We start from the raw sequence: 26,107 nt of genomic DNA on the forward strand, positions 1-26,107 counted from the left end.
ATTTTGTAAAAAATGTGATAGAATAGACGACGGATAAAAAAACGGAGGATAGCATGCAAAATAGACCAATCATTATCGGAGTGACAGGTGGTTCTGGTGGTGGTAAGACCAGTGTTTCAAGAGCCATTTTATCGCATTTTCCTGATGAAAAGATTTCCATGATTGAGCATGATTCATACTACAAGGATCAGTCTCACTTGACCTTTGAAGAGCGTATCAAAACTAACTATGACCATCCTTTTGCCTTTGATACAGACTTGATGATCGAGCAGATTAAGGAATTGTTGGCGGGTCGTCCAGTGGATATTCCGACTTATGACTATACAGAGCATACACGAAGCAGCAAGACCTATCGTCAAGAGCCTCAAGATGTCTTTATCGTTGAGGGAATTTTGGTCCTGGAGGATAAGCGTCTGCGTGATTTGATGGATATCAAGATTTTTGTGGATACAGATGATGATGTGCGCATTATTCGTCGTATCAAGCGCGATATGGAAGAACGTGGCCGTAGCCTTGATAGCGTTATTGACCAGTACTTAGGTGTGGTCAAACCAATGTACCATCAGTTTATCGAACCAACCAAGCGTTATGCTGATATCGTCATTCCTGAGGGAGTCAGCAATACTGTTGCTATCGATCTTTTGACAACCAAGATTGCAAAGATTTTGGAAGAAGCTCGAAACAGCAAATAAACAGATGTGGAGGCCTTGCCTCCTTTTTCTATTTTTCCCTCATAATGGTACATAAATGGAGATTTTTAGGCATATTTTTGGTATAATAATACCCATAGAAAAGCAAGAAAATGAATAGTAGGTGGAGATGGAAAAGTATTTATCGGTAACAACTTTGACCAAGTATCTGAAAATGAAATTCGATAAAGACCCGTACTTGGAACGGGTATATTTAACTGGTCAAGTTTCCAACTTTCGTAAACGACCTACTCACCAATATTTCTCCCTAAAGGATGACCATGCAGTTATTCAAGCGACCATCTGGTCTGGGATTTATCAGAAATTAGGCTTCGACCTAGAAGAAGGGATGAAAATCAATGTGATTGGGCGCGTGCAGGTCTATGAACCAAGTGGTAGCTACTCCATCATCATAGAAAAGGCTGAGCCTGATGGAGTTGGTGCGCTTGCGATTCAGTTTGAACAACTCAAGAAAAAATTGGCAGAAGAAGGCCTGTTTCAAGAACGCTTCAAGCAAGCTCTGCCCCAATTTTCTAAGAGAATTGGTGTGGTAACTAGCCGTAGTGGAGCTGTTATTCGAGATATTATCACGACCGTCAGCAGGCGATTTCCAGGTGTCGATATACTCCTCTATCCGACCAAGGTGCAAGGTGATGGTTCTGCGGAGGAAATTGCTCGTAATATTGCGCGTGCTAATCAACGGGACGATTTGGATTTGCTGATTATTGGTCGTGGTGGTGGTTCCATCGAGGATCTCTGGGCCTTTAACGAAGAAATTGTGGTACGAGCTATTTTTGAATCTCGTTTGCCAGTTATCTCTAGTGTAGGACATGAGACAGATGTGACTTTAGCAGATTTTGTGGCAGATCGCCGTGCTGCAACGCCAACAGCTGCAGCTGAACTAGCAACACCTGTGACCAAGTTGGATATACTAGCTCATTTGCAAAATCAAGAAAAACGGATGGCAACAGCAGTCCGAAATGTCCTATCTAAGAAACAAGAAGCCCTAAAAAAATGCAGTCAGTCAGTCATCTTTAGACAACCAGAGCGCTTGTATGATGGTTATTTGCAACGCTTGGATCAACTGCAACTGCGCTTAAAACAAAGTTTACGAACACGGATTTCTGATAACAAACAATTGGTCCAAGCAAGGAAGCATCGACTAGTCCAGTTATCACCTGTTACTAAAATCCAACGTTATCAGGATCGGCTTGCACAGTTGGACAAGCTCCTCCGTAGCCAAATGGCGTTAGTTTATGATGCCAAGGTTGCTGAAGTCAAGAGATTATCAGAAGCCTTGCTGATGTTGGATACCAGTCGAATCGTGGCGCGTGGCTATGCAATTGTCAAAAAAGAAGATTCCGTTATCGATTCGGTTGAAAATTTGAAGAAAAAAGACCAAGTGACGCTTTTAATGCGAGATGGTCAAGTAGAATTAGAGGTTAAAGATGTCAAAACAAAAGAAATTTGAGGAAAATCTAGCAGAACTGGAAATCATTGTCCAAAGTTTAGAAAATGGTGAAATTGCTCTAGAAGATGCGATTGCGGCCTTTCAAAAGGGCATGGTCTTGTCAAAAGAGCTCCAAGCGACGTTGGACAAGGCTGAAAAGACCTTGGTCAAGGTCATGCAAGAAGATGGAACAGAAAGTGATTTTGAATGAAGAAGCAAGAAAAATTAGCTCTTGTCCAGTCGGCTTTGGAAGACTTTTATGGAGACCAGCAGTTTGCCTCTAGCTTGCGAGAATCTGTTCTCTATTCCATTCATGCTGGTGGCAAGCGCATTCGGCCCTTTCTCTTGTTAGAAGTTTTGGAAGCCTTACAAGTTGCCATCAAACCTGCTCACGCGCAGGTGGCTGCGGCCTTGGAAATGATCCATACAGGGAGCTTGATTCATGATGATCTTCCAGCTATGGATGATGATGATTACCGTCGGGGACGCTTGACCAACCACAAGAAATTTGGAGAAGCAATGGCGATTTTGGCTGGAGATGCCTTGTTCCTAGATCCATATGCCTTGATAGCGCAGGCAGATTTGCCAAGTCAGATCAAGGTGGACTTGATTGCCAACCTATCTCTTGCTTCAGGTAGTCTGGGTATGGTGGCAGGGCAGGTTTTGGACATGGAGGGTGAACATCAGCATTTGTCTTTGGAAGAACTCCAGACTATTCATGCTAATAAAACTGGAAAACTACTAGCTTATCCCTTCCAAGCGGCTGCTATTATTGCGGAATTGGCACCTGAAATGCAGGAAAAGCTGAAAACTGTTGGGGAATTGATTGGACTTGCTTTTCAAGTTCGAGATGATGTACTGGATGTGACCGCCAGTTTTGAGGAAATCGGCAAGACACCACAAAAGGACTTGCATGCAGAAAAGTCAACCTATCCTGCCTTGTTGGGCTTGGAAGAGGCTATTATCTTTTGTAACCAGACTTTGGATCAAGCTAATGCAAAATTAGACGACATTGCCCAGCAGGTTCCTTTTGAGATAGAATCGATTGTAAAAGTAGTAGAAAGTTTGAGAATCAATGGCTAAGGAAAGAGTGGACGTACTAGCTTATAAACAGGGTTTGTTTGAAACGCGAGAACAGGCCAAGCGTGGTGTCATGGCTGGCCTAGTCGTAGCAGTCCTTAACGGAGAACGGTTTGACAAACCAGGAGAGAAAATTCCAGATGACACCGAGCTAAAACTCAAGGGCGAGAAACTCAAGTATGTTAGTCGTGGTGGTTTGAAACTGGAAAAGGCCTTGCAGGTCTTTGATTTATCAGTTGATGGGGCGACCACAATTGATATCGGTGCCTCTACTGGAGGTTTTACCGATGTCATGTTGCAAAATGGTGCTGAGTTAGTCTTTGCAGTTGATGTTGGTACTAATCAGTTGGCTTGGAAATTACGCCAAGATCCACGTGTTGTCAGCATGGAGCAGTTCAATTTCCGCTATGCTGAAAAGACTGATTTCGAGCAGGAACCGAGCTTTGCCAGTATTGATGTGAGTTTCATTTCCCTCAGTCTGATTCTTCCGGCCTTGCACCGTGTTTTGGCTAATCAAGGTCAGGTCGTGGCTTTGGTTAAGCCCCAGTTTGAGGCAGGACGTGAGCAGATTGGGAAAAATGGAATCATTCGCGACGCCAAGGTTCACCAGAATGTCCTTGAATCTGTCACAACTATGGCAGTAGAGGAAGGTTTTTCAGTCCTTGGTTTGGACTTTTCCCCCATCCAAGGTGGACATGGAAATATTGAATTTTTAGCGTATTTAAAAAAAGAAGAGTCAGCAAGCAATCAGGTTCTTGCTGAGATTGAGGAAGTAGTAGAGAGGGCGCATAGTCAATTTAAAAATGAATAAAAAAGAGAGACTTGAAAAAATTAGACGATTTGTGACAGATTATCAAATCGGTACACAAGAAGAAATTGTAGAACATTTGAAAGAGGCAGGTATCAGTGCCACTCAGGCAACGGTATCCCGAGATATAAAAGAATTAGGTATTGTCAAAATTCCTTTGAGAGATAACACCTATGTCTATGAATTACCAAAATCAATCGTAAAAAGTTTGCAACTGGCTGAAGACAATATCGAATCGGCAGAATTGATGGACAAGATGATCAATCTCCAAGTGATTCCAGGAAATACGGCTTTTGTAAAAGCTCAGTTAACCGAGACTTTTGCGGACAAGATTTTTAGCTGTTTGGCTGATGATAGCTCGATTTTAGTCATTGCCAGAAGTGAAAGTCTAGCTGTGGAAATCTTTGAACAAGTAAAAAATTGGTAGGTCTGTATGTTACTTGAAATTTCGATAAAAAACTTTGCCATTATTGAGGCTATTTCCCTCAATTTTGAAAAGGGGATGACTGTCCTGACTGGTGAAACGGGTGCAGGGAAGTCGATTATCATTGATGCCATGAATATGATGTTGGGATCTCGTGCGACGACAGATGTTATTCGTCACGGTGCGCCAAAGGCAGAGATTGAGGGGCTATTCTCCGTTGAAAATAGTCGCCTTTTGCAGGAGATTTTTAATGAGCAAGGTTTGGAAATGGGTGATGAAATTATCATCCGTCGGGAAATCTTGCAAAATGGTCGGAGTATCAGTCGTGTAAATGGTCAGATGGTCAATCTGTCTGTTTTGCGTGCTATTGGACAACATCTGGTAGATATTCATGGTCAGCATGACCAAGAAGAGTTAATGCGTCCTCAACTTCATATTCAGATGTTGGATGAATTTGGTGATACAGCCTTTTGTACCTTGAAAGAAACCTATCAGACGAGTTTTGATGCCTATCGAAAAATGCGCAAGCAGGTCCTGGAAGTCAAGAAAAACCAACAGGAACACAAGGCTCGTATCGAAATGTTGGAATTTCAAATGGCAGAGATTGAGGCAGCAAACTTGCAAGCAGGTGAGGACTTGTCTCTTAACCAAGAGCGAGATAAACTCCTCAACCATAAAAATATAGCGGATACCCTAACCAATGCCTACAGTATGTTGGACAATGAAGAGTTTTCAAGTCTGGCCAATGTTCGTTCGGCCATGAATGACATGGAAAGTGTCGAAGAGTATGACCCTGAATACCGTGAAATTTCAAGCTCTCTGTCTGAGACCTACTATGTCTTAGAAGATATTAGCAAGCATCTGGAAGCAATCATTGAGGACCTTGATTTTGATGGCAATCGTCTCATGCAGGTTGAGAATCGCTTGAACCTCCTTCATACCATTACCCGCAAGTATGGTGGGACTGTTGACGATGTCTTGCTCTATTTCGCCAAGATTACGGAAGAATACAATCTCTTGACAGGCAATAACCTTTCGTCTGAGGACATGGAAGCGGAGCTCAAGAAATTGGAAGTCAATCTTGTTGATTTGGCTGGTCAGCTTGCATCTGCTCGTCATGACTTGGCTCAGCAGCTAGAAGCAGAAATTAAACAAGAACTGCAAGACCTCTATATGGAAAAAGCCCAGTTTCAGGTTCGTTTTAGTAAGGGCAAATTCAGTCGTGAAGGAAATGAAATGGTTGAGTTTTACATTTCAACCAACCCTGGCGAAGACTTTAAACCCTTGGTCAAGGTTGCGTCTGGTGGGGAATTATCCCGTCTCATGCTAGCCATTAAGTCTGCCTTTTCACGTAAAGAAGGCAAGACAAGTATTGTCTTTGATGAAGTGGATACAGGAGTTTCAGGCCGTGTAGCTCAGGCCATTGCACAGAAGATTCATAAGATTGGCCAGCATGGTCAGGTTCTGGCTATTTCCCATTTGCCACAAGTGATTGCGATTGCGGATTATCAATTCTTTATTGAGAAGATTAGCAATGACCATTCAACAGTTTCGACTGTTCGTCTCTTGACGGTTGAAGAGCGAGTGGAGGAAGTTGCCAAGATGTTGGCAGGTGATGATGTGACGGAAGCAGCCCTGACGCAAGCCAGAGAATTGTTGAGAAACAAGGAGAAATAAGATGACAGACTATTATGTAATTGGAGATGTTCACGGAAAAGCTGGGATGCTAGAAGACCTTCTCAAAACATGGGACGGTCAGACCCAGTTGCTCTTTCTAGGGGATTTGATTGACCGCGGTGAAGATAGTCGCCGTGTTCTTGAAATGGTCAAGGACTTAGTGGACAATCAAGGGGCAATCTGTTTGTCAGGAAACCACGAGTATATGTTTTTGACTTGGCTTGATGACCCACAAGAAAGCTATGACCACTATCGTCGCAATGGTGGAGATACAACCATTAACTCTATCCTGGGTCGTCCCTTGGATGCACCAGTTGATGGAGTTGAGGATGCCAAGCGAGTTGCTACTGAAGCAGCAGATTTGGTCGAATTCATTCGTCAAATGCCTTTTGTGGTAGAGACAGACAAGTATATCTTTGTTCACGCAGGTATTGATTTGACCTTGGATGACTGGCATGAAACCACAGATTATAAAAAGGTCTGGCTCAGAAAACCATTCCACGAAGCCGAAAATCATACTGGAAAAACCATTGTCTTTGGTCATACGCCAGTTTATGGTTTGTTGAAGCAAGAACGTGGTACAGCAGAGCTTTGGACTACAGAAGATGGTAAGATTGGGATGGATGGAGGAGCTGTTTATGGTGGTGTCCTTCACGGGATTGTCTTTACAGACCAGGGAATGACAGAACGCCACTTTATCGAAAATGACGGCTTTGTCGCTGAAGATTAGTACTCCTAGCAGGGTATGGTCTTGTCAAATTATCAAAAACAATTTATAATAAATAGATACCCTGAAAGGAAGAGAATCATGAACTTAGAAGATTTGAAAAAACGACAGGAGAAGATTCGTAACTTCTCTATTATCGCCCATATTGACCACGGAAAGTCGACTCTAGCAGACCGCATTTTGGAAAAAACAGAGACGGTTTCAAGTCGTGAAATGCAGGCCCAGCTTTTGGATAGTATGGATTTAGAGCGAGAACGTGGGATTACCATTAAGTTGAATGCCATTGAGCTGAATTATACTGCAAAAGATGGGGAAACTTATATTTTCCACTTGATTGACACGCCAGGGCACGTTGACTTTACCTATGAAGTTTCGCGTTCGCTAGCTGCCTGTGAGGGAGCGATTTTGGTGGTCGATGCCGCCCAAGGAATTGAGGCTCAAACCCTTGCCAATGTTTATCTGGCCTTGGACAATGATTTGGAAATCATGCCAGTCATTAACAAAATTGACCTGCCGGCTGCAGACCCTGAGCGCGTGCGTACTGAGATTGAAGATGTGATTGGTTTGGATGCCAGTGAAGCAGTTTTGGCTTCTGCCAAGGCTGGTATCGGTATTGAAGAAATCCTCGAGCAGATCGTAGAAAAAGTACCAGCACCAACGGGTGATGTGACGGCGCCACTTAAGGCCTTGATTTTCGACTCTGTTTACGATGCCTACCGTGGGGTTATCCTCCAAGTGCGTGTCATGGATGGGGTTGTCAAACCTGGCGATAAGATTCAGCTTATGAGCAATGGCAAGACCTTTGATGTGACAGAAGTTGGTATTTTTACCCCGAAAGCAGTTGGTCGTGATTTCCTTGCGACTGGTGATGTTGGTTATATTGCAGCTTCTATCAAGACGGTTCAGGACACTCGTGTGGGTGATACCGTTACCTTGGCAACCAATCCTGCGGCAGAGCCATTACATGGTTACAAGCAGATGAATCCTATGGTCTTTGCGGGCCTCTATCCAATCGAATCAAACAAGTACAATGACCTACGTGAAGCCCTTGAAAAATTGCAACTGAATGATGCTAGTCTTCAGTTTGAACCAGAAACATCTCAGGCACTTGGATTTGGTTTCCGTTGTGGTTTCCTTGGACTCCTCCATATGGATGTTATCCAAGAACGTTTAGAGCGTGAGTTCAACATCGACCTCATCATGACAGCGCCATCTGTTATCTATAAGGTTAATCAAACCGACGGTGAGTCTATGGATGTGTCGAACCCATCTGAGTTTCCAGACCCAACTAAGATTGCGACCATTGAAGAACCTTATGTTAAGGCGCAAATCATGGTACCACAGGAGTTTGTTGGAGCAGTGATGGAGTTGGCACAGCGTAAGCGTGGGGACTTCGTGACGATGGACTATATTGATGATAACCGTGTCAATGTTATCTATCAAATTCCACTGGCTGAAATTGTCTTTGACTTCTTTGATAAGCTTAAGTCTTCGACACGTGGTTATGCAAGCTTTGACTACGAATTGTCAGAGTATCGTCCGTCTAAGCTGGTGAAAATGGATATCCTTCTTAATGGAGACAAGGTGGATGCCCTCAGCTTTATCGTTCACAAGGACTTTGCCTACGAACGTGGAAAACTCATCGTTGATAAGCTCAAGAAAATTATTCCTCGTCAACAATTTGAGGTGCCAATTCAAGCAGCTATTGGACACAAGATTGTGGCTCGTACTGATATCAAGGCCCTTCGTAAGAACGTACTTGCTAAATGTTATGGTGGTGACGTTTCTCGTAAACGCAAACTCCTTGAAAAACAAAAAGCTGGTAAGAAGCGCATGAAAGCCATCGGATCAGTAGAAGTACCACAAGAAGCCTTCCTCAGCGTCTTGAGTATGGATGAAGAATAAGTTATCATAATTGCTTTTCTTGTTAATAGCAAAATTATATCAGAATCAATAGTAAAGCAGGCTTAAATGGTCTGCTTTTTTTGATTCCAAAACAAAAAATGTTTAGTGTGTTTGTTTATGTGTTTGTTTCAATAAGTAGAACTATAAAAACAACAAAAATATAAAAAAAGAGACAAAAAAGAACAGAAAATTATTGACAACGATTTCATATAGTGTTATACTTATAACATAAAGTTAATGGAAAGAAGGGAAAACCTTATGGGATTAGATCATTTCTTTGACAAAAACCTTGTGTTTTGCTTAGAAGCGAATAATCAAGAACATCTCTTTGATCAGGTTGCCACTTTATTGGAAGAACGAGAAATCGTAACTCCAACTTATCGTGAAGCCTTGATCACGCGTGAAAAGTCATTTCCAACTGGCTTAGATATGGAATTTTTGGGTAAGGATTTGCCGAATGTGGCTATTCCTCATACAGATACGATTCATAATCTTGCCGAAAAAGTTGTAGTCGTTCGATTAGAGAAACCGGTGACTTTCCATAATATGATTGCGCCAGATAAGGAAGTAGAAGTATCCTTGCTCTTCTTTATCATTAATAACTCAAGCTCAAGTCAAACGAACATTCTTGCTCAGTTGATGGACTTCTTTACAGGAAATGGTCATTTGGAAGATTTGGCTAAAATTTCTGAACCAGAAGCTATCTATGCTTATATAGCTGAAGCAACTGCATAATCTTGTCTATTAAAAATATTAAATCGGAGGAAATCCATATGATTAAAATTCTTGCTGCCTGCGGTGCAGGTGTTAACTCAAGCCACCAAATTAAAAGTGCTCTTGAAGAAGAGCTTTCAAACCGTGGTTTTGATGTTCACTGTGATGCGGTAATGGTCAAAGACGTTAATGAAGACCTTATCAAAGGTTATGACATCTTTACACCAATTGCTGCAACAGATCTTGGTTTTGACCCAGGTATCCCAGTTATCGAAGCTGGACCAATCTTATTCCGTATCCCAGCGATGAGTGCTCCAGTATTTGATAATATTGAAGCAGCTATTAAAGAACACGGATTAAGCTAATTTTAATTTGTTAACATTCATATAACATAAAAAGGGAGGAACTGTTATGGATGCAATCTTTGACCTAATCGGCAAGTTTTTCAAGCCCATCTTAGATATGGGTGGACCTGTCATCATGTTAATCATTTTGACAGTATTGGCTTTACTTTTTGGAGTGAAATTCTCCAAAGCGCTTGAAGGTGGTATCAAACTTGCCATCGCTCTTACTGGTATCGGAGCTATCATCGGTATGCTAAATGGTGCTTTCTCAGCATCACTTGCAAAATTCGTTGAAAACACAGGTATCCAATTGAGTATCACTGACGTTGGTTGGGCACCACTTGCCACAATCACTTGGGGATCTGCTTGGACACTTTACTTCTTGCTCATCATGTTGATTGTCAACGTAGTGATGCTTGCTATGAAGAAAACTGATACACTTGACGTTGATATCTTTGATATCTGGCACTTGTCTATCACAGGTCTTTTGATTAAATGGTATGCTGACAACAATGGTGTGAGCCAAGGGGTTTCACTCTTGATTGCTACAGCAGCTATCGTCCTTGTTGGTGTGTTGAAAATTATCAACTCTGACTTGATGAAGCCTACATTTGATGATCTTCTTAACGCTCCAAGTTCATCACCAATGACATCAACTCACATGAACTACATGATGAACCCAGTTATCATGGTTTTGGATAAAATTTTTGAAAAATTCTTCCCAGGACTTGATAAATATGACTTTGACGCTGCTAAATTGAACAAGAAAATCGGTTTCTGGGGCTCTAAATTCTTTATCGGTTTCATCCTTGGTATCGTTATCGGTATTATGGGAACTCCACATCCAATTGCAGGTGTTGAAGATGCAGATAAATGGCGTCTTGTTATTAAAGGATGGTTGTCTCTTGGTTTGACAGCTGGTGTATCTTTGGAACTCTTCTCACTTATCGGTTCATGGTTCATCGCTGCCGTAGAACCACTTTCACAAGGTATTACAAACGTTGCTACTAAACGTCTTCAAGGACGTAAATTTAACATCGGTCTTGACTGGCCATTCATCGCTGGTCGTGCTGAAATCTGGGCTTGTGCCAACGTACTTGCACCAATCATGTTGATTGAAGCTGTGCTTCTTTCAAAAGTCGGAAATGGTATCTTGCCACTTGCAGGTATCATCGCTATGGGTGTTACTCCAGCTCTCTTGGTTGTAACACGTGGTAAATTGCTCCGCATGATCATCTTCGGAACACTCTTGTTGCCACTCTTCCTTCTTTCAGGTACACTTATTGCACCATTTGCAACAGAACTTGCTAAAGGTGTAGGTGCCTTCCCAGCAGGTGTGAGCCAAACTCAATTGATTACTCACTCAACTCTTGAAGGACCAATCGAAAAACTTCTTGGTTGGACAATTGGTAACACTACAACAGGTGATATCAAAGCAATCCTTGGTGCTGTAGTCTTCCTTGTATTCTATATCGGTATCTTTGCTTGGTACAGAAAACAAATGATCAAACGTAACGAAGAGTACGCAGCAAAAGCAAAATAATGCGCTCCTATAAAATGTAAATTGTTAAAGCTAGGTTGTCATACCATTAGGAGTGACAGCCTAGTTTTTTATAAACTATCAAGAAATCGGAGAAAATAATGGTAATTGAATTAAAATCAGAACAATTAAGAGTTCAATTTAACAGTTTTGGTGGGGCTCTTTCTTCTATAAAAGATGCTGAGGGACTGGAGTATTTGTGGCAAGGAGATGCTACATATTGGAGTGGACAAGCTCCTGTTCTCTTTCCTATTTGTGGTTCATTAAGAGAGGATACAGCCCTCTATATAGATGAGAAGGGGCAGGAAAGCAAAGGAAACATTCCTCGTCATGGTTTGGTTCGTAAGAAAGAATTTGAATTAGTTGAACAGACAGACAAGAGTGTAACTTTTGCAATTGAGGACGATGAGAATAGCTATCAGAACTACCCTTATCATTTCCGCCTAGAAATCACTTATATCCTTACTGGCAAGACAGTACGAACTCAATACAAAATATTTAATAAAGAAACTAGCAAGGTCATGCCTTACTTTATTGGTGGACATCCAGGATTTAATTGTCCTCTACTGGATGATGAAGTCTATGAAGATTACTATTTAGAGTTTGAGAAAGAAGAGACTTGCTCTGTTCCACGTCCTTTCCCAGAAACGGGTATGCTGGATTTTCAAGATAGAAGTCCATGGTTAGAGGGACAAAAAGAAATAGATCTTAGTTATGATCTTTTCAGCACAGATGCAGTCACCTTAGATGAATTGCAATCTAGAACAATTGTCCTTCGTTCTCGTAAACATGATAAGGGATTAAAAGTGAACTTTGCAGAGTTTCCAAACCTCATCATCTGGTCAACTTTGAATAAGGGCCCTTTCATTGCCTTTGAACCATGGTCTGGCTTGTCAACATCTCTTGAAGAAGGAGATCGTCTAGAAGATAAGAAGAATGTTCGTCTCCTAGAACCTGGTCAAGTGGATCAAATTGGTTTTGACATCGAAATTTTTTAGTTAAAAAACACAAAAACAAACATTAACTGTTGACTTTTTCATAAAATAGGAGTATATTATGTTTGTAAGCAACAAATGATGTTTGTAACAAACAAACAATCACTTGTTATATTCTCTTTCGTGGAGAAGGATTATTTCTAGGAAACTGGTTTCCTAAACTTGAATAAGGTGTCATTCATCTCATTCAATCCAATTTGTCAATAAACTGCTAGAAAGCTTTTTGTAGGTAAACTGCTAACTGTAAAAGGTTTTACTAGCCTAGAAAAAATAAAAAGGAGTATACAATATGTCTATTGTTATCGGTGCAGATGCTGCAGGTTTGAGATTGAAAGAAGTTGTGAAAGACTTCTTGGAAAAAGAAAACTTCCACGTTGTGGATGTTACAGCTGAAGGTCAAGACTTTGTTGATGTAACTCTTGCTGTTGCTGCAGAAGTAAACAAAGAAGAACAAAACCTTGGTATCGTGATTGATGCTTATGGAGCTGGTCCATTTATGGTCGCAACTAAGATCAAAGGAATGGTTGCTGCAGAAGTATCTGACGAACGTTCAGCTTATATGACTCGTGGTCACAACAACTCACGTATGATCACTATGGGTGCACAACTTGTTGGTGATGAATTGGCTAAAAACATCGCTAAAGGATTTGTTAACGGTAAATACGATGGTGGACGTCACCAAATTAGGGTCGATATGTTGAACAAAATGTGCTAATACTCTTCAAAAATCAAGATAATCTGTTGTCAGCTCACTTTAGCTAACTTCAGTTATGCTCGCAGCTCGCTTCCTAATACTCTTCGAAAATCAAATTCAAACCACGTCAGCTTCGCCTTGTCGTACTCAAGTACAGCCTGCGGCTCGCTTCCTAGTTTGCTCTTTGATTTTGATTGAGTATAAGCTAATCTTGATTTTTCTTGAGTAGGGATAAATGATATTAGATTTATATAATTAATCGGAGGGAATAACTAATGAGAATTGCAATTGGATGTGACCACATCGTAACAGATGAAAAAATGGCGGTTTCAGAATTTTTGAAATCAAAAGGATATGAAGTCATTGACTTTGGTACATATGACCATACACGTACTCACTACCCAATCTTTGGTAAAAAAGTAGGGGAAGCTGTAACTAGCGGTCAAGCTGATCTTGGGGTATGTATCTGTGGTACTGGTGTTGGTATCAACAACGCTGTAAATAAAGTCCCAGGTGTTCGTTCTGCCTTGGTTCGTGATATGACAACAGCCCTTTATGCTAAAGAGCAATTGAACGCTAACGTTATTGGTTTTGGTGGTAAGATTACTGGTGAATTGCTCATGTGTGATATCATCGAAGCTTTCATCCATGCTGAATACAAACCATCTGAAGAAAACAAAAAATTGATTGCGAAAATTGAACACGTTGAAAGTCACAATGCTCAACAAACAGACGCAAACTTCTTCACTGAATTCCTTGAAAAATGGGATCGCGGAGAATACCACGACTAAGAGGTGACCTATGATTTTAACAGTCACAATGAACCCATCCATTGATATTTCCTATCCTTTGGATGAGTTGAAGATTGATACTGTCAATCGTGTGGTGGATGTAACCAAAACGGCTGGTGGTAAGGGACTCAATGTTACCCGAGTACTTTCAGAATTTGGAGATCCTGTTCTTGCTACTGGTTTAGTGGGTGGCAAACTTGGTGAGTTTTTGGTTGAACATATCGATGATCAAGTAAAGAAAGATTTCTTCTCAATTCAGGGAGAAACTCGGAACTGTATCGCTATTCTCCACGGAGACAACCAAACAGAAGTCCTTGAAAAAGGTCCTGAAGTATTGGAACAGGAAGGTCAAGACTTTTTGGAACATTTCAAAAAACTCTTGGACTCAGTTGAAGTAGTAGCTATCTCAGGTAGTCTGCCAGCTGGCCTTCCAGTTGATTACTATGCTAGCTTGGTAAAACTTGCTAATCAAGCTGGCAAGCCTGTTGTCTTGGACTGCTCTGGTGTAGCACTTCAGGCGGTTCTTGAATCACCACATAAACCAACAGTCATCAAACCAAATAATGAGGAATTGTCTCAGCTTCTAGGAAGAGAAGTTTCTGAGGATTTGGATGAATTAAAAGAAGTCCTTCAAGAACCTTTGTTTGCAGGTATTGAATGGATTATCGTTTCACTTGGTGCCAACGGTGCTTTTGCCAAACATGGTGACACTTTCTACAAGGTAGATATTCCTAGAATTCAGGTAGTCAACCCTGTCGGATCTGGAGACTCTACTGTGGCAGGAATTTCTTCAGGACTTCTTAACAAAGAATCGGATGCAGAATTACTCATCAAGGCAAATGTCCTTGGTATGCTCAATGCTCAAGAAAAAATGACTGGTCATGTCAACATGGCCAATTATCAAGCTCTATATGATCAATTAATAGTAAAAGAGGTATAAAATGGCTTTAACAGAACAAAAACGTGTACGCTTAGAAAAACTTTCTGATGAAAATGGTATCATCTCAGCTCTTGCATTTGACCAACGTGGTGCTTTGAAACGCCTCATGGCTCAACACCAAACAGAAGAACCAACTGTGGCTCAAATGGAAGAACTGAAAGTCTTGGTAGCAGATGAATTGACTAAATACGCTTCATCTATGCTTCTTGACCCTGAGTATGGACTTCCAGCAACTAAAGCTCTTGATGAAAAAGCTGGTCTCCTTCTTGCTTATGAAAAAACAGGTTATGACACAACAAGCACAAAACGCTTGCCAGACTGCTTGGATGTTTGGTCTGCAAAACGTATTAAAGAAGAAGGTGCAGATGCAGTTAAATTCTTGCTTTACTATGATGTAGATAGCTCAGACGAACTCAACCAAGAAAAACAAGCTTACATCGAACGTATCGGTTCTGAATGTGTGGCTGAAGATATCCCATTCTTCCTTGAAATTCTTGCTTACGATGAAAAAATTGCTGACGCAGGTTCTGTAGAATACGCTAAAGTAAAACCACACAAAGTTATCGGTGCTATGAAAGTCTTCTCAGACCCACGCTTTAACATTGATGTCTTGAAAGTAGAAGTTCCTGTTAACATTAAATATGTTGAAGGCTTCGCTGAAGGTGAAGTAGTTTATACACGTGAAGAAGCAGCAGCCTTTTTCAAAGCTCAAGATGAAGCAACTAACTTGCCATACATCTACTTGAGTGCTGGTGTATCAGCTAAACTCTTCCAAGATACTCTTGTATTTGCTCATGAATCAGGTGCAAACTTTAACGGAGTTCTTTGTGGCCGTGCAACATGGGCTGGATCAGTTGAAGCATACATCAAAGATGGTGAAGCAGCAGCTCGCGAATGGCTTCGCACAACAGGATTTGAAAACATTGACGAACTCAATAAAGTTCTTCAAACAACAGCAACTTCATGGAAAGAACGCGTGTAGCACTCAAATTGCGAAAAAAATTTAGTCTAGGGATAGAAATATCTCTAGACTTTTTTGATGACGTAAAAATAACCTTGAGATAGTTATCCTCAAGGTTATACTCTTCGAAAATCTCTTCAAACCACGTTAGCGTCGCCTTATCGTAGGTATGGTTACTGACTTCGTCAGTTCTATCTACAACCTCAAAACAGTGTTTTGAGCTGACTTCGTCAGTTCTATCTATAACCTCAAAGCAGTGCTTTGAGCAGCCTGCGGCTAGCTTTCTAGTTTGCTCTTTGATTTTCATTGAGTATTAGATAAAATATAGAAGGCGGAATACAAGTTAATCGTGATATTCTCCACGATTCCACTTGGCATTCTCTTCATCGAAGATATGATCATTGGCAGCTACATCTGGGCTCACTTCAGATAGTTTATCAATTTTCGCAATCAATTCCTCTTTTTCAGGACTTGGTTTGTACTTGGTATTGATAAATTCATCTACAATGTTGTTAATGAAATTGATACCTAGGATTGCACCACCGAAAGCAACAATATTAGCATTGAGATTTTCACGAGCGGAACGAGCAGTCGCAACATCTCCGACAAGTACAACTCGAGTTCCAGGAACTTTATCAGCAGATACAGCAATTCCAACACCTGTACCGCAAAGGGCGACTCCAAAGTCAGCCCGTCCATTGACGACCTCCTCTGCAATTAAGCGACCATAAATAGGATAGTGAGTACGGACGAAATCATAAGTACCAACATCAATGATTTCATGACCTTGTTCTTTTAGGTGTTTTGAAATCTTCATCTTCACATCTGTTACAATGTGATCACAACCGAGAGCAATTTTCATGGGAATACCTCCTAGCAGAGCTTGTTCAGCATATCAATACGAACTTGGTGACGACCAGCATCATAGTTGTGTTCAAGAAAGGCTTTGACTATTTCAACTGCTAAAATATCACCTGTAATTCCAGAACCAATTGTAATGATTGGAGTAGAATTGTGTCGAATAGTCATCATGGCAGAGTGTTCATCGTAAACAGCGGCGCAGATAATACCTTTAAACTTATTAGCAGGCATAAAAGAATGTCCAAACTTGTCAAAAAGAATAGCACGAGCTTGCTTATATTTTCTAAACTCTGTAATAGCATTGATAGTAGAATCAACGAAATCCGCAGAACCTTGTGTAGAGTTGAGGTCAATTACTTCATAACCAGAATGAAGCAGATAGTGTTTGACGGTTTCTTTCAGTTGGAAACCATCTTGGTCAGTAGCTAAAATAACTTTCATAAGAACCTTCTTTCTTTAGCTATCCAAAAGCATGCAATGAAATATCATCGTTGGCGATATAGAAGATACATTATATCTTCAAATATAGTATAGTCTTTGTAAAATTATTTGTCAAGGATTTATAAAAACTAGTTGAAGAATTTTTTCTTCAGCTAGTTTTGGCATTTATTGATCCAATTTCTGATATCGGTTAAATCATAGTTAATCTCAGATTGATGGGCTACTTGGCTGAGTGTAATAGAAGTCAGGGTTGCAACTAAAGTATTTTCAATAATATCAAGAGAGTTGGTTACGACGCATCTTTTAGCCTTTTTACTTTCCTTGTTGCCTAAGAATTTTTTTAGAAGATTTTGACTTTCAAAGATTCGATTTTTTCCTTCTATAGCGACAAATACATCGTAAAAGGTGATTTGGCTGAGGGGTTTAGAAAGAGCAACGCCTCCATTTTTCCCTCTAACGGATTTAACCAATCCTTCGTTGTCTAATAGTTTTATAATTTTTTTCAAATAAGAATCTGAAACTTCTAGCCGTTCACTCAAGGAAATTGTATTGATATACTTTCCTTCAGGGAGCTGATTTAACATGAGTAAGACATAGACTGACTGTTCCCAACCTGATGACAATCGCATGTTTGTACCTCCATATAAAAAGATAATCATTATCCACAATTACCAGTATAGCCTTTTTTTGTTTTTTTCTCAATACATAGGAGTTTAAAAAAATAATCTTGGAATTTTTTGATAAATCTCTTGACATTCATTTTTAAAAGAGTAGAATAAAAGACAAAAAATATCATCAATATCTTTTGAAAGAAGGGGAAAGAAATGAAACGAGGTTCAAATTTTATTTTTTTGATTTCTATATTACTTACCACACTTTTTATGGGGTCGTCTTTTCCAACTGGGAAATATCTCATAGTAGTTGAAAAGACTCCTCCATTATTACTTGGGGGTGTTCGATTTATTATTGCTGGGTTAGTGATGTTGGTATTATCGTTTTTATTTGGCAAGGGAGGGACTATCATCCCTAAAAGTCAAGGTAGCAAGATAAAGGGGTTTATATTGGTTGTGACTATCGGGCTCTTACAGACAGCTGGAACCATGGGATTTCTTAATCTTGCCCTAGCTCATGATGTGTCGTCATCGATGTCTTCCATTATCTTATTTACGAATCCTCTTTGGTTAGCTTTCTTAGCACATTTTTTGTTAAAAGATACATTGACTATTCAGAAGATAAGTGCCTTAGTATTAGGTGTGGCTGGAGTTGTTACTTGTATTGGACTAGATGTATCTGCGTTTAGTTTAGGTGCTTTGTTTGCTTTACTTGGTTCATTCTGTTGGTCAATCAATACAGTTGTCACCAAGAAAATTCCTTTTGATAACGGTCCATGGATATTTACAGCTTGGCAATTGTTATTAGGTGGGGTATTCCTTTACTTATTCTCAATACCTGTGCATGAAAGTTATAACTTTCTAAATTTAGGATTTTGGGGCTGGGTTTGGTTTATATGGTTAATTATTCCTGCGTCTGTTGGTTCGTTTGGACTGTGGTTTTATAGTCTAGGACAAAGGGGAGCAACAGTAGCTAGCAGTTTCTTGTTTTTAGTTCCAGTATTTTCAACTATCTTTTCTATTATGGGCTTACATGAGCCGTTTACATTGAATTTGGTTCTTGGGGGTTCGATGGTTGTGTTAGCATTGGTATTAGTAAACTGGAAAGTCAAGGGAGAAGAGGAGTAGTCTATGGAAGTTGGAAATGATATTGTTATTCAAAATGGAACACAATGGAGTTTTGGTAATGGTGTAGCTCAACATTTTGATGAGCATGTTAGACAATCCATTCCTTTATATGATGAAGGACATGACCTTGTTTGTCATCTAAGCGATTTTTTATTCGTGACCATTCCTTATGTTATGAGCTAGGCTCTGCAACGGGTAATCTGATTGGTAAATTATACCAGCGTCACAAGTCTAAAAAAGAAGTTCGTTTTATCGGGATAGAAGAGATTCCAGAAATGAATCAGGTAGCACAATCGAAATTTCCTGAGCTTGAATTCATAACAAGCTCCGTGGAGGAAGCCAGGTTAGAACCCAGCGATTTAATTATTAGCTATTATTTCCTTCAGTTTATTCTTCCAGACAAGAGAATAAAGATTTTATCAAAAATATATGAATCTTTAGTTGAAGGTGGAGCGTTTATTCTATTTGAGAAAGAAATCATGACAGATCCTAAGGTAAATAAATTGATAGTTTCCAATTATATTAAATTCAAGCAAGAACATGGATTTAGTCCAGAAGAAATTCTATCTAAGCAATTGAGCTTGGAGGGAGTTATGATTAACCACACTCATGCTGAAAATAAAGAAATGTTAAAGAGTGCTGGATTTCATCATGTAGAAACGATAATGAGATATGGAGAGTTCAATGGATACATTTGTTTTAAATGAAGATAATCACAAGAAATGGGAAGAATTACATGCCCAATCATCAAAAACAGAGACACGCTTAGTTCCTAATGATGCAGTTCAAAAGATTTTTTCTTTGAGAAATCAAATCGTTACTCAAAACGATGAGTGCAGGGTATTAGAAGTTGGTTGTGGTTTTGGAAGGAATCTTTACTATTTAATTGAAAATCATTATGCTGATACTTATTGTGGTGTAGATTTAACAAAGGAGGCCGCTGATAGTGCAAAACAATTATTGACTAAGTCATTTCCACAATTTAATTGTCATATAACACAGACAGATGTAGGTAAAGGTTTAGATTTTCCTGACAACCATTTCGATTCTATATTTGATATAATGTCTGCGATTACATTTATAGTTGATGAAAAAGATAGACAAAACTATTTTTCAGAGGTGAAAAGGGTGTTGAAAGCAGGAGGAATGTATTATTTTTATTGTCCACGGAAAGATGGAATTTTCCGAGATGCAATTCCTGATAATTCTTTACTAGAAAAAGGTTATATACGTAGAAAACTAGATTCAATGTTAGAAAGAGTTTATACAGAAAGTGAGTTAATTGAATTATTGGCTCCTATGCGTCTTGTAAAATTAGAAATCGGTTCAAAACATACTAGAGCTTTTGGTGATGAGTTATTTATTAGGAATAATGGATTTTGGTTTGGAGCGTTCAAAAAAATATAGAGTTATTAGTACACTTGTTTTTGAATTGAGATGAAATTTTCTGAATTATAAACACTTGTTTTCTTAATTTTGTTTATGATTTTATTTTTTGATAAAAGAATACTCAAAAAAATAAAAAAGTTCTTCGTAAGGGTTTACAAAATAACTTACTTGTGCTATACTTAAATCACAAGTTAATACAAGGTGAGTGTTACTAAGTAATATTAGGCATGATCACAGGTGAATTAGAAATCGGATGATTTTCTAGTTCATTTGTGGTCATTTTTTGTACTCATATACCTTTAAGATATAAAAGGAGGTTGACATGTATCGAATTCTAAATCCAATGAATCACAATGTCTCGCTTGTCAGAAATGATAAAGGAGAAGAAGTGATTGTAATTGGTAAGGGGATTGCATTTGGAAAGAAGAAGGGAGATTTGATTGCTGAACATCAGGTTGAGAAAATCTTTCGGATGAAGACCGAAGAGTCCAGAGAAAACTTTATAGCTCTTCTCAAAGATGTTCCGCTTGATTTTATCACAGTGACCTATGAGATTATTGATAAGCTTTCAAAGAAATATCATTATCCGATTCAAGAATATCTTTACGTAACGTTGACAGACCATGTTTACTGTTCTTATCAAGCTCTAGCACAAGAAAGGTACAAGGATAGCAATCTGCCAGATATTTCCACTAAGTATCCTGTCGCTTTTCAAATCGCAAATGAAGCTTTTGAAATTTACCGTCAGAAGCTAGCGGATCATTTTCCTGAGGACGAAATTATTCGGATTGCTTATCATTTCATCAATGCTGAGGGTGAGAATGAAGTCCAAATGGTTGAGTCGATTGATAAAAGGAAAGAAATTCTCAAGAATGTTGAAGAAGTGCTAAAGGACTATGCAATTCAACGAACCAAAGAGAATAATCATTTCTATGATCGCTTTATGATTCATTTGAATTATTTCTTGGATTATTTAGACAGATCTAGAGATGATAACCAATCACTTCTGGATATGGAAGACCATGTCAAACAATCCTATCCAAGAGCGTTTGAAATTGGTTCCAAGATATACGATGTGATTACGCAACATACGGGTCTTGATTTGTATAAAAGTGAACGTGTTTATCTAGTTCTACATATCCAACGTTTATTGTCATAAAAATTTATTTAAAACTATATAAGGAGAATTCTATCATGAATAGAGAAGAAGTAACATTGTTAGGTTTTGAAATCGTAGCCTATGCTGGCGATGCTCGTTCAAAACTATTGGAAGCTTTAAAGGCTGCTGAAGCTGGTGATTTTGCGAAAGCGGACACTTTGGTAGAGGAAGCTGGTAGCTGTATTGCAGAGGCTCACCACGCGCAAACAAGTCTATTAACTAAGGAAGCTTCTGGTGAGGACTTAGCGTATAGTGTAACCATGATGCATGGCCAAGACCACTTGATGACAACTATCTTGTTAAAAGATTTGATGCATCATTTAATTGAACTCTACAAGAGAGGAGTTAAGTAATGAACAAATTAATTGCATTTATTGAGAAAGGAAAGCCTTTCTTTGAGAAACTATCTCGTAATATCTATCTTCGTGCTATTCGTGATGGTTTCATTGCAGGTATGCCTGTTATTCTCTTCTCAAGTATCTTTATCTTAATCGCCTTTGTACCAAACTCATGGGGCTTTAAATGGTCTGATGAAGTTGTAGCTTTTCTGATGAAACCTTACAGCTATTCTATGGGTATTCTGGCTCTCTTGGTAGCTGGTACAACAGCTAAGTCATTGACCGACTCAGTAAACCGTAGCATGGAGAAAACCAATCAAATCAACTATATGTCAACATTGTTGGCAGCAATTGTTGGTTTGTTGATGTTGGCAGCTGATCCTATCGAAAATGGTCTAGCTACTGGATTCTTGGGGACAAAAGGTTTGCTTTCAGCCTTCCTTGCTGCCTTTGTTACTGTAGCCATCTATAAGGTTTGTGTTAAGAACAACGTCACTATTCGTATGCCTGACGAAGTTCCACCCAATATCTCACAAGTCTTTAAAGATGTGATTCCATTCACTCTATCTGTTGTTTCTCTTTATGCTCTTGATTTACTAGCACGTCATTTTGTGGGTGCAAGCGTAGCTGAATCAATCGGTAAATTCTTTGCACCATTATTCTCTGCTGCTGATGGTTATCTAGGTATCACCATTATCTTTGGTGCCTTTGCCTTCTTCTGGTTTGTTGGTATCCATGGTCCATCTATCGTTGAACCTGCTATCGCAGCTATTACCTATGCCAATGCCGAAGTCAACTTGAACCTTCTCCAACAAGGTATGCACGCTGACAAGATTCTTACTTCTGGTACACAAATGTTTATCGTTACCATGGGTGGTACTGGTGCGACACTGGTTGTTCCATTCATGTTCATGTGGTTAACAAAATCAAAACGTAACCGTGCAATCGGACGTGCTTCAGTAGTTCCAACCTTCTTTGGTGTAAATGAACCAATCTTGTTTGGTGCACCGCTTGTATTGAACCCAATCTTCTTCATTCCATTTATCTTTGCTCCTATCGCAAACGTTTGGATCTTTAAATTCTTCATTGAAACTCTTGGAATGAATTCATTTACTGCTAATCTACCATGGACAACCCCAGCTCCACTAGGTCTAGTTCTTGGTACTAACTTCCAAGTTCTATCATTCATTCTTGCTGCCCTTCTAATTGTGGTTGACGTTGTCATTTACTATCCATTCCTTAAGGTCTATGATGAACAAATTCTTGAAGAAGAACGTTCAGGTAAGTCTAATGATGAATTGAAAGAAAAAGTTGCTGCAAACTTCAACACTGCAAAAGCGGATGCTATTCTTGAAAAAGCGGGTGTCGATACAGCACAAAATACCATCACTGAAGAAACAAATGTCCTCGTTCTCTGTGCAGGTGGAGGTACAAGTGGTCTCCTTGCAAATGCTTTGAACAAGGCAGCTGCAGAATACAATGTCCCTGTGAAAGCAGCAGCAGGTGGCTATGGTGCTCACCGTGAAATGTTGCCAGAGTTTGATTTGGTTATCCTTGCCCCTCAAGTTGCTTCAAACTTTGAAGATATGAAAGCAGAAACAGATAAACTCGGTATTAAACTTGCCAAGACAGAAGGCGCTCAATACATCAAATTAACCCGTGATGGAAAAGGTGCTCTTGCATTTGTACAAGCGCAATTCGATTAACGATAGGGACTGTGAAACAGTCTCCTCTCGTTACGGAAATCGCTATGGCGAATTTCCTAATCGCCTTGTTAATTCGTCGGTAAAAAGACATCGTTTTTACCTCCTCATGTCACAATTCGATTAATAATAGGGACTCTGAAATAGTTTCCTCTCGTTACGGAAATCGCTATGGCGAATTTCCTAATCGCCTTGTTAATTCGTCGGTAAAAAGACATCGTTTTTACCTTCTCATGTCACAATTCGGTGACTTGGTACAAGAAGTGAGATGGAGAAGGATGGCTCACTGACTCCTCTCCTCTCACTTTTACTTTATTTAAATCAAGAAATAGGTGAAAAAAATGACAAAAACACTTCCAAAAGACTTTATTTTCGGTGGAGCAACAGCTGCTTATCAAGCAGAAGGTGCTACACATACTGATGGAAAAGGACCAGTTGCTTGGGATAAATATCTTGAAGATAACTACTGGTACACTGCAGAACCAGCCAGTGATTTTTACAATCGATATCCAGTTGACCTCAAGCTAGCAGAAGAGTATGGTGTCAATGGTATTCGAATTTCTATTGCCTGGTCACGTATTTTCCCGACTGGTTATGGTCAAGTAAATCAGAAAGGTGTTGAGTTTTATCATAATTTATTTGCCGAGTGCCACAAACGTCATGTTGAGCCCTTTGTAACTCTTCATCACTTTGACACGCCAGAAGCTCTCCACTCAAATGGCGACTTCTTAAACCGTGAAAATATTGAACACTTTGTAGACTACGCTGCCTTCTGTTTTGAAGAATTTCCAGAAGTAAACTATTGGACAACATTCAATGAAATTGGACCAATTGGTGATGGTCAATACTTGGTTGGTAAATTCCCTCCAGGTATTCAGTACGACCTTGCCAAAGTCTTCCAATCGCACCACAATATGATGGTGTCTCATGCACGCGCAGTCAAGCTATATAAAGATAAAGGTTATAAAGGTGAAATTGGTGTTGTTCACGCACTGCCAACCAAGTATCCTTTGGATCCTAAAAATCCAGCAGATGTTCGTGCAGCAGAGTTGGAAGATATCATTCACAATAAATTTATCTTGGATGCAACTTATCTAGGCCGCTATTCAGCTGAAACGATGGAAGGTGTTAACCATATCTTATCAGTCAATGGTGGTAGCTTGGATCTTCGTGAAGAAGATTTTACAGTATTAGAAGCTGCAAAAGACTTGAATGATTTTCTAGGCATCAACTACTATATGAGTGACTGGATGGAAGCCTTTGATGGAGAAACTGAAATCATCCATAACGGTAAGGGTGAGAAAGGAAGCTCGAAGTACCAAATCAAAGGTGTTGGTCGCCGTGTAGCTCCAGACTATGTACCACGTACGGACTGGGATTGGATTATCTACCCTCAAGGTTTGTATGACCAAATCATGCGTGTGAAGAAAGATTATCCTAACTACAAGAAGATTTACATCACTGAAAATGGTCTCGGATACAAAGACGAGTTCGTTGATAATACTGTTTACGATGATGGACGTATTGATTATGTCAAACAACACTTGGAAGTCTTGTCTGATGCTATTGCAGATGGAGCTAATGTAAAAGGTTACTTCATTTGGTCATTAATGGATGTCTTCTCATGGTCAAATGGTTATGAGAAACGTTACGGTCTCTTCTATGTAGACTTTGAAACTCAAGAACGTTATCCGAAGAAATCAGCTCACTGGTACAAGAAAGTAGCGGAAAGTCAGATTATAGACTGATCTGTAGATAAAAATCCCCACCAATCGGTGGGGATAGTTTTATGGTTTAGAAAGAATAATTTTTGTTTGTTTTGAAAGTTGTTCAAACGTTTCTTTGCTCAGTTTAGAATCTGAAACGATGGTATCAATATCAGAGATATTGTAGAAGGTATAAAAATCAAATTTATTGAACTTACTATTGTCAGCTAGTAAGTATTTTTTATTGGAATTATTGAGGGCGATGCGTTGAGATTCACCTTCCTCTTCACTAAAGGTCGCAATCGCATTGTCCTTAATACCATTACAGCTAACGAAAGCTTTAGAAAATTGGAGATTGGCTAGGTTTTGCAAGGTTAGTGTTCCCACAAAGGCCCCAGTGATAGAGCGGTAGTTTCCACCAATTAAAATCAAATCTGTTAGTTTTCGTTCGTTTAGGATGAGAAAGACTGGTAAACTGTTTGTTACAACACGAATATTATCAATTGGAAGTTCACGAGCAAAAGATTCCAATGTTGTTCCTGGGCCGATAAAAATAGTTTCACCCTCATCAATTAAATGGCCTGCAAAACGACTAATTTCTTGTTTTTCTGCAATCTGTAAGCTTTGTTTTTCAATATTGGAACGTTCATTATTTAAAATAGAACCTGTGCGAATTTTCTCAGCTCCACCGTGAACCCGAACAAGTAGATCCTTGTCTGCCAACTCTTGCAAGTAGCGTCTAGCAGTCATATCTGATACATCCAAGCGAGCCATGATTTCTTTTACAGTAATAGTTCCCTTTGTATTTACCGTTTCTAGAATATTATCTAGTTTTTCCTGCTTTAACATCCTTATCACCTCTATTTCTATTACTATTTTATCATAAAGTGTTCAATCAATCAATTTAAAAAACAAAAGAAAACAAAAACAAAAATATCATGGTTGTTTTAAACAAGCCGAAAAGAGGCTGAAATCATCGAAGGAGAGTGATATGGGACTCATAAAAGTTCTAGCTAAAACTTACGGGAATTA

The 26,107-nt window shown here is 39.4% G+C and carries 29 protein-coding genes; 25 read left to right on the forward strand and 4 right to left on the reverse strand.

Annotated features, from left to right (window positions below; translation table 11 throughout):
* Positions 1-53: 53 nt before the first annotated feature.
* From udk to lacD, 17 genes are all read left to right on the forward strand, one after another.
* Complete coding sequence (udk, locus tag HMPREF0851_RS06050; RefSeq protein WP_001181365.1) at positions 54-692, forward strand: uridine kinase; 639 nt, start codon at positions 54-56, stop codon at positions 690-692.
* A gap of 127 nt (positions 693-819) precedes the next feature.
* A complete protein-coding gene (xseA, locus tag HMPREF0851_RS06055; RefSeq protein WP_000417452.1) occupies positions 820-2,160 on the forward strand; it encodes an exodeoxyribonuclease VII large subunit in 1,341 nt (446 codons plus the stop codon).
* Positions 2,138-2,350: an exodeoxyribonuclease VII small subunit gene (locus tag HMPREF0851_RS06060; RefSeq protein WP_000043222.1), complete on the forward strand. Its 213-nt coding sequence runs from the start codon at positions 2,138-2,140 to the stop codon at positions 2,348-2,350. Before xseA ends, HMPREF0851_RS06060 begins: the two co-directional genes overlap by 23 nt.
* Complete coding sequence (locus tag HMPREF0851_RS06065; RefSeq protein WP_000743846.1) at positions 2,347-3,222, forward strand: polyprenyl synthetase family protein; 876 nt, start codon at positions 2,347-2,349, stop codon at positions 3,220-3,222. Before HMPREF0851_RS06060 ends, HMPREF0851_RS06065 begins: the two co-directional genes overlap by 4 nt.
* Positions 3,215-4,030, forward strand: a complete 816-nt coding sequence (locus tag HMPREF0851_RS06070) for a TlyA family RNA methyltransferase (RefSeq protein ID WP_001041064.1) — start codon at positions 3,215-3,217, stop codon at positions 4,028-4,030. The genes HMPREF0851_RS06065 and HMPREF0851_RS06070 overlap by 8 nt, the downstream gene beginning before the upstream one ends.
* The gene (locus HMPREF0851_RS06075) at positions 4,023-4,454 is read left to right on the forward strand and encodes an arginine repressor (RefSeq protein WP_001034396.1); all 432 of its coding nucleotides are present in this window, start codon (positions 4,023-4,025) and stop codon (positions 4,452-4,454) included. The genes HMPREF0851_RS06070 and HMPREF0851_RS06075 overlap by 8 nt, the downstream gene beginning before the upstream one ends.
* Before the next feature lie 6 nt (positions 4,455-4,460).
* Entirely contained in the window at positions 4,461-6,128 is a 1,668-nt protein-coding gene (gene recN, locus HMPREF0851_RS06080) for a DNA repair protein RecN (protein WP_000923609.1), read from the forward strand.
* A gap of 1 nt (position 6,129) precedes the next feature.
* The gene (locus HMPREF0851_RS06085; RefSeq protein ID WP_000133352.1) at positions 6,130-6,858 is read left to right on the forward strand and encodes a metallophosphoesterase family protein; all 729 of its coding nucleotides are present in this window, start codon (positions 6,130-6,132) and stop codon (positions 6,856-6,858) included.
* A gap of 78 nt (positions 6,859-6,936) precedes the next feature.
* Entirely contained in the window at positions 6,937-8,760 is a 1,824-nt protein-coding gene (gene lepA, locus HMPREF0851_RS06090; RefSeq protein WP_001047160.1) for a translation elongation factor 4, read from the forward strand.
* 258 nt (positions 8,761-9,018) lie between these two features.
* Positions 9,019-9,495 (forward strand): PTS sugar transporter subunit IIA, encoded by a 477-nt coding sequence (locus tag HMPREF0851_RS06095; RefSeq protein WP_000521986.1) that lies wholly within the window; start codon positions 9,019-9,021, stop codon positions 9,493-9,495.
* A 38-nt stretch (positions 9,496-9,533) separates the two neighbouring features.
* Positions 9,534-9,839 (forward strand): PTS sugar transporter subunit IIB, encoded by a 306-nt coding sequence (locus tag HMPREF0851_RS06100; RefSeq protein WP_000590547.1) that lies wholly within the window; start codon positions 9,534-9,536, stop codon positions 9,837-9,839.
* Between the two features lie 46 nt (positions 9,840-9,885).
* The gene (locus HMPREF0851_RS06105) at positions 9,886-11,361 is read left to right on the forward strand and encodes a PTS galactitol transporter subunit IIC (RefSeq protein WP_000338709.1); all 1,476 of its coding nucleotides are present in this window, start codon (positions 9,886-9,888) and stop codon (positions 11,359-11,361) included.
* Between the two features lie 98 nt (positions 11,362-11,459).
* Positions 11,460-12,356, forward strand: coding sequence for an aldose 1-epimerase family protein (locus HMPREF0851_RS15505; RefSeq protein WP_000234201.1), 897 nt, complete (start codon positions 11,460-11,462; stop codon positions 12,354-12,356).
* Between the two features lie 286 nt (positions 12,357-12,642).
* On the forward strand, positions 12,643-13,068 hold the full coding sequence (gene lacA / locus HMPREF0851_RS06115; protein ID WP_000029277.1) for a galactose-6-phosphate isomerase subunit LacA: 426 nt from the start codon (positions 12,643-12,645) through the stop codon (positions 13,066-13,068).
* A gap of 254 nt (positions 13,069-13,322) precedes the next feature.
* Complete coding sequence (lacB, locus tag HMPREF0851_RS06120) at positions 13,323-13,838, forward strand: galactose-6-phosphate isomerase subunit LacB (protein WP_001216913.1); 516 nt, start codon at positions 13,323-13,325, stop codon at positions 13,836-13,838.
* Between the two features lie 10 nt (positions 13,839-13,848).
* Complete coding sequence (locus tag HMPREF0851_RS06125) at positions 13,849-14,778, forward strand: tagatose-6-phosphate kinase (protein ID WP_000604249.1); 930 nt, start codon at positions 13,849-13,851, stop codon at positions 14,776-14,778.
* 1 nt (position 14,779) lies between these two features.
* Positions 14,780-15,760: a tagatose-bisphosphate aldolase gene (gene lacD / locus HMPREF0851_RS06130; protein WP_001229139.1), complete on the forward strand. Its 981-nt coding sequence runs from the start codon at positions 14,780-14,782 to the stop codon at positions 15,758-15,760.
* 322 nt (positions 15,761-16,082) lie between these two features.
* Here the strand turns inward: lacD and lacB (HMPREF0851_RS06135) are convergent, their stop codons facing one another.
* The 3 genes from lacB (HMPREF0851_RS06135) to HMPREF0851_RS06145 all read right to left on the reverse strand — a co-directional run bounded on the left by lacB (HMPREF0851_RS06135) (position 16,083) and on the right by HMPREF0851_RS06145 (position 17,670).
* Positions 16,083-16,601: a galactose-6-phosphate isomerase subunit LacB gene (lacB, locus tag HMPREF0851_RS06135; protein ID WP_000684752.1), complete on the reverse strand. Its 519-nt coding sequence runs from the start codon at positions 16,599-16,601 to the stop codon at positions 16,083-16,085.
* Between the two features lie 11 nt (positions 16,602-16,612).
* On the reverse strand, positions 16,613-17,041 hold the full coding sequence (gene lacA, locus HMPREF0851_RS06140; protein WP_000864628.1) for a galactose-6-phosphate isomerase subunit LacA: 429 nt from the start codon (positions 17,039-17,041) through the stop codon (positions 16,613-16,615).
* 152 nt (positions 17,042-17,193) lie between these two features.
* Positions 17,194-17,670 carry an RrF2 family transcriptional regulator gene (locus tag HMPREF0851_RS06145; protein WP_001239966.1) on the reverse strand — a complete coding sequence of 159 codons (477 nt, stop codon included), beginning with the start codon at positions 17,668-17,670 and terminating at the stop codon, positions 17,194-17,196.
* Positions 17,671-17,865: 195 nt separating this feature from the next.
* Between HMPREF0851_RS06145 and HMPREF0851_RS06150 the strand changes: the two genes are divergently transcribed.
* The 8 genes from HMPREF0851_RS06150 (at position 17,866) to lacG (ending at position 25,117) form a co-directional block, all read left to right on the forward strand.
* Positions 17,866-18,780: a DMT family transporter gene (locus tag HMPREF0851_RS06150; protein WP_000820331.1), complete on the forward strand. Its 915-nt coding sequence runs from the start codon at positions 17,866-17,868 to the stop codon at positions 18,778-18,780.
* Positions 18,781-18,783: 3 nt separating this feature from the next.
* Positions 18,784-18,963, forward strand: coding sequence for a hypothetical protein (locus HMPREF0851_RS16395; RefSeq protein WP_156790863.1), 180 nt, complete (start codon positions 18,784-18,786; stop codon positions 18,961-18,963).
* The gene (locus tag HMPREF0851_RS15515) at positions 18,912-19,487 is read left to right on the forward strand and encodes a methyltransferase domain-containing protein (protein WP_232196992.1); all 576 of its coding nucleotides are present in this window, start codon (positions 18,912-18,914) and stop codon (positions 19,485-19,487) included. Before HMPREF0851_RS16395 ends, HMPREF0851_RS15515 begins: the two co-directional genes overlap by 52 nt.
* Complete coding sequence (locus HMPREF0851_RS06160; protein WP_000379364.1) at positions 19,465-20,187, forward strand: class I SAM-dependent methyltransferase; 723 nt, start codon at positions 19,465-19,467, stop codon at positions 20,185-20,187. Before HMPREF0851_RS15515 ends, HMPREF0851_RS06160 begins: the two co-directional genes overlap by 23 nt.
* A gap of 304 nt (positions 20,188-20,491) precedes the next feature.
* Positions 20,492-21,328 carry a PRD domain-containing protein gene (locus HMPREF0851_RS06165; protein WP_000285706.1) on the forward strand — a complete coding sequence of 279 codons (837 nt, stop codon included), beginning with the start codon at positions 20,492-20,494 and terminating at the stop codon, positions 21,326-21,328.
* Positions 21,329-21,363: 35 nt separating this feature from the next.
* Entirely contained in the window at positions 21,364-21,681 is a 318-nt protein-coding gene (locus HMPREF0851_RS06170; RefSeq protein WP_001078329.1) for a PTS lactose/cellobiose transporter subunit IIA, read from the forward strand.
* Positions 21,681-23,372, forward strand: a complete 1,692-nt coding sequence (locus HMPREF0851_RS06175) for a lactose-specific PTS transporter subunit EIIC (protein ID WP_001037323.1) — start codon at positions 21,681-21,683, stop codon at positions 23,370-23,372. Before HMPREF0851_RS06170 ends, HMPREF0851_RS06175 begins: the two co-directional genes overlap by 1 nt.
* A 338-nt stretch (positions 23,373-23,710) precedes the next feature.
* Positions 23,711-25,117, forward strand: a complete 1,407-nt coding sequence (lacG, locus tag HMPREF0851_RS06180) for a 6-phospho-beta-galactosidase (RefSeq protein WP_000169281.1) — start codon at positions 23,711-23,713, stop codon at positions 25,115-25,117.
* A 39-nt stretch (positions 25,118-25,156) separates the two neighbouring features.
* Here lacG and HMPREF0851_RS06185 read toward each other — a convergent pair whose 3' ends face one another.
* Positions 25,157-25,924: a DeoR/GlpR family DNA-binding transcription regulator gene (locus HMPREF0851_RS06185; RefSeq protein WP_000917572.1), complete on the reverse strand. Its 768-nt coding sequence runs from the start codon at positions 25,922-25,924 to the stop codon at positions 25,157-25,159.
* Positions 25,925-26,107 lie beyond the last annotated feature (183 nt).

Source organism: Streptococcus sp. M334 (genome assembly GCF_000187745.1).
In the GTDB taxonomy this organism is placed as follows: Bacteria; Bacillota; Bacilli; order Lactobacillales; family Streptococcaceae; genus Streptococcus.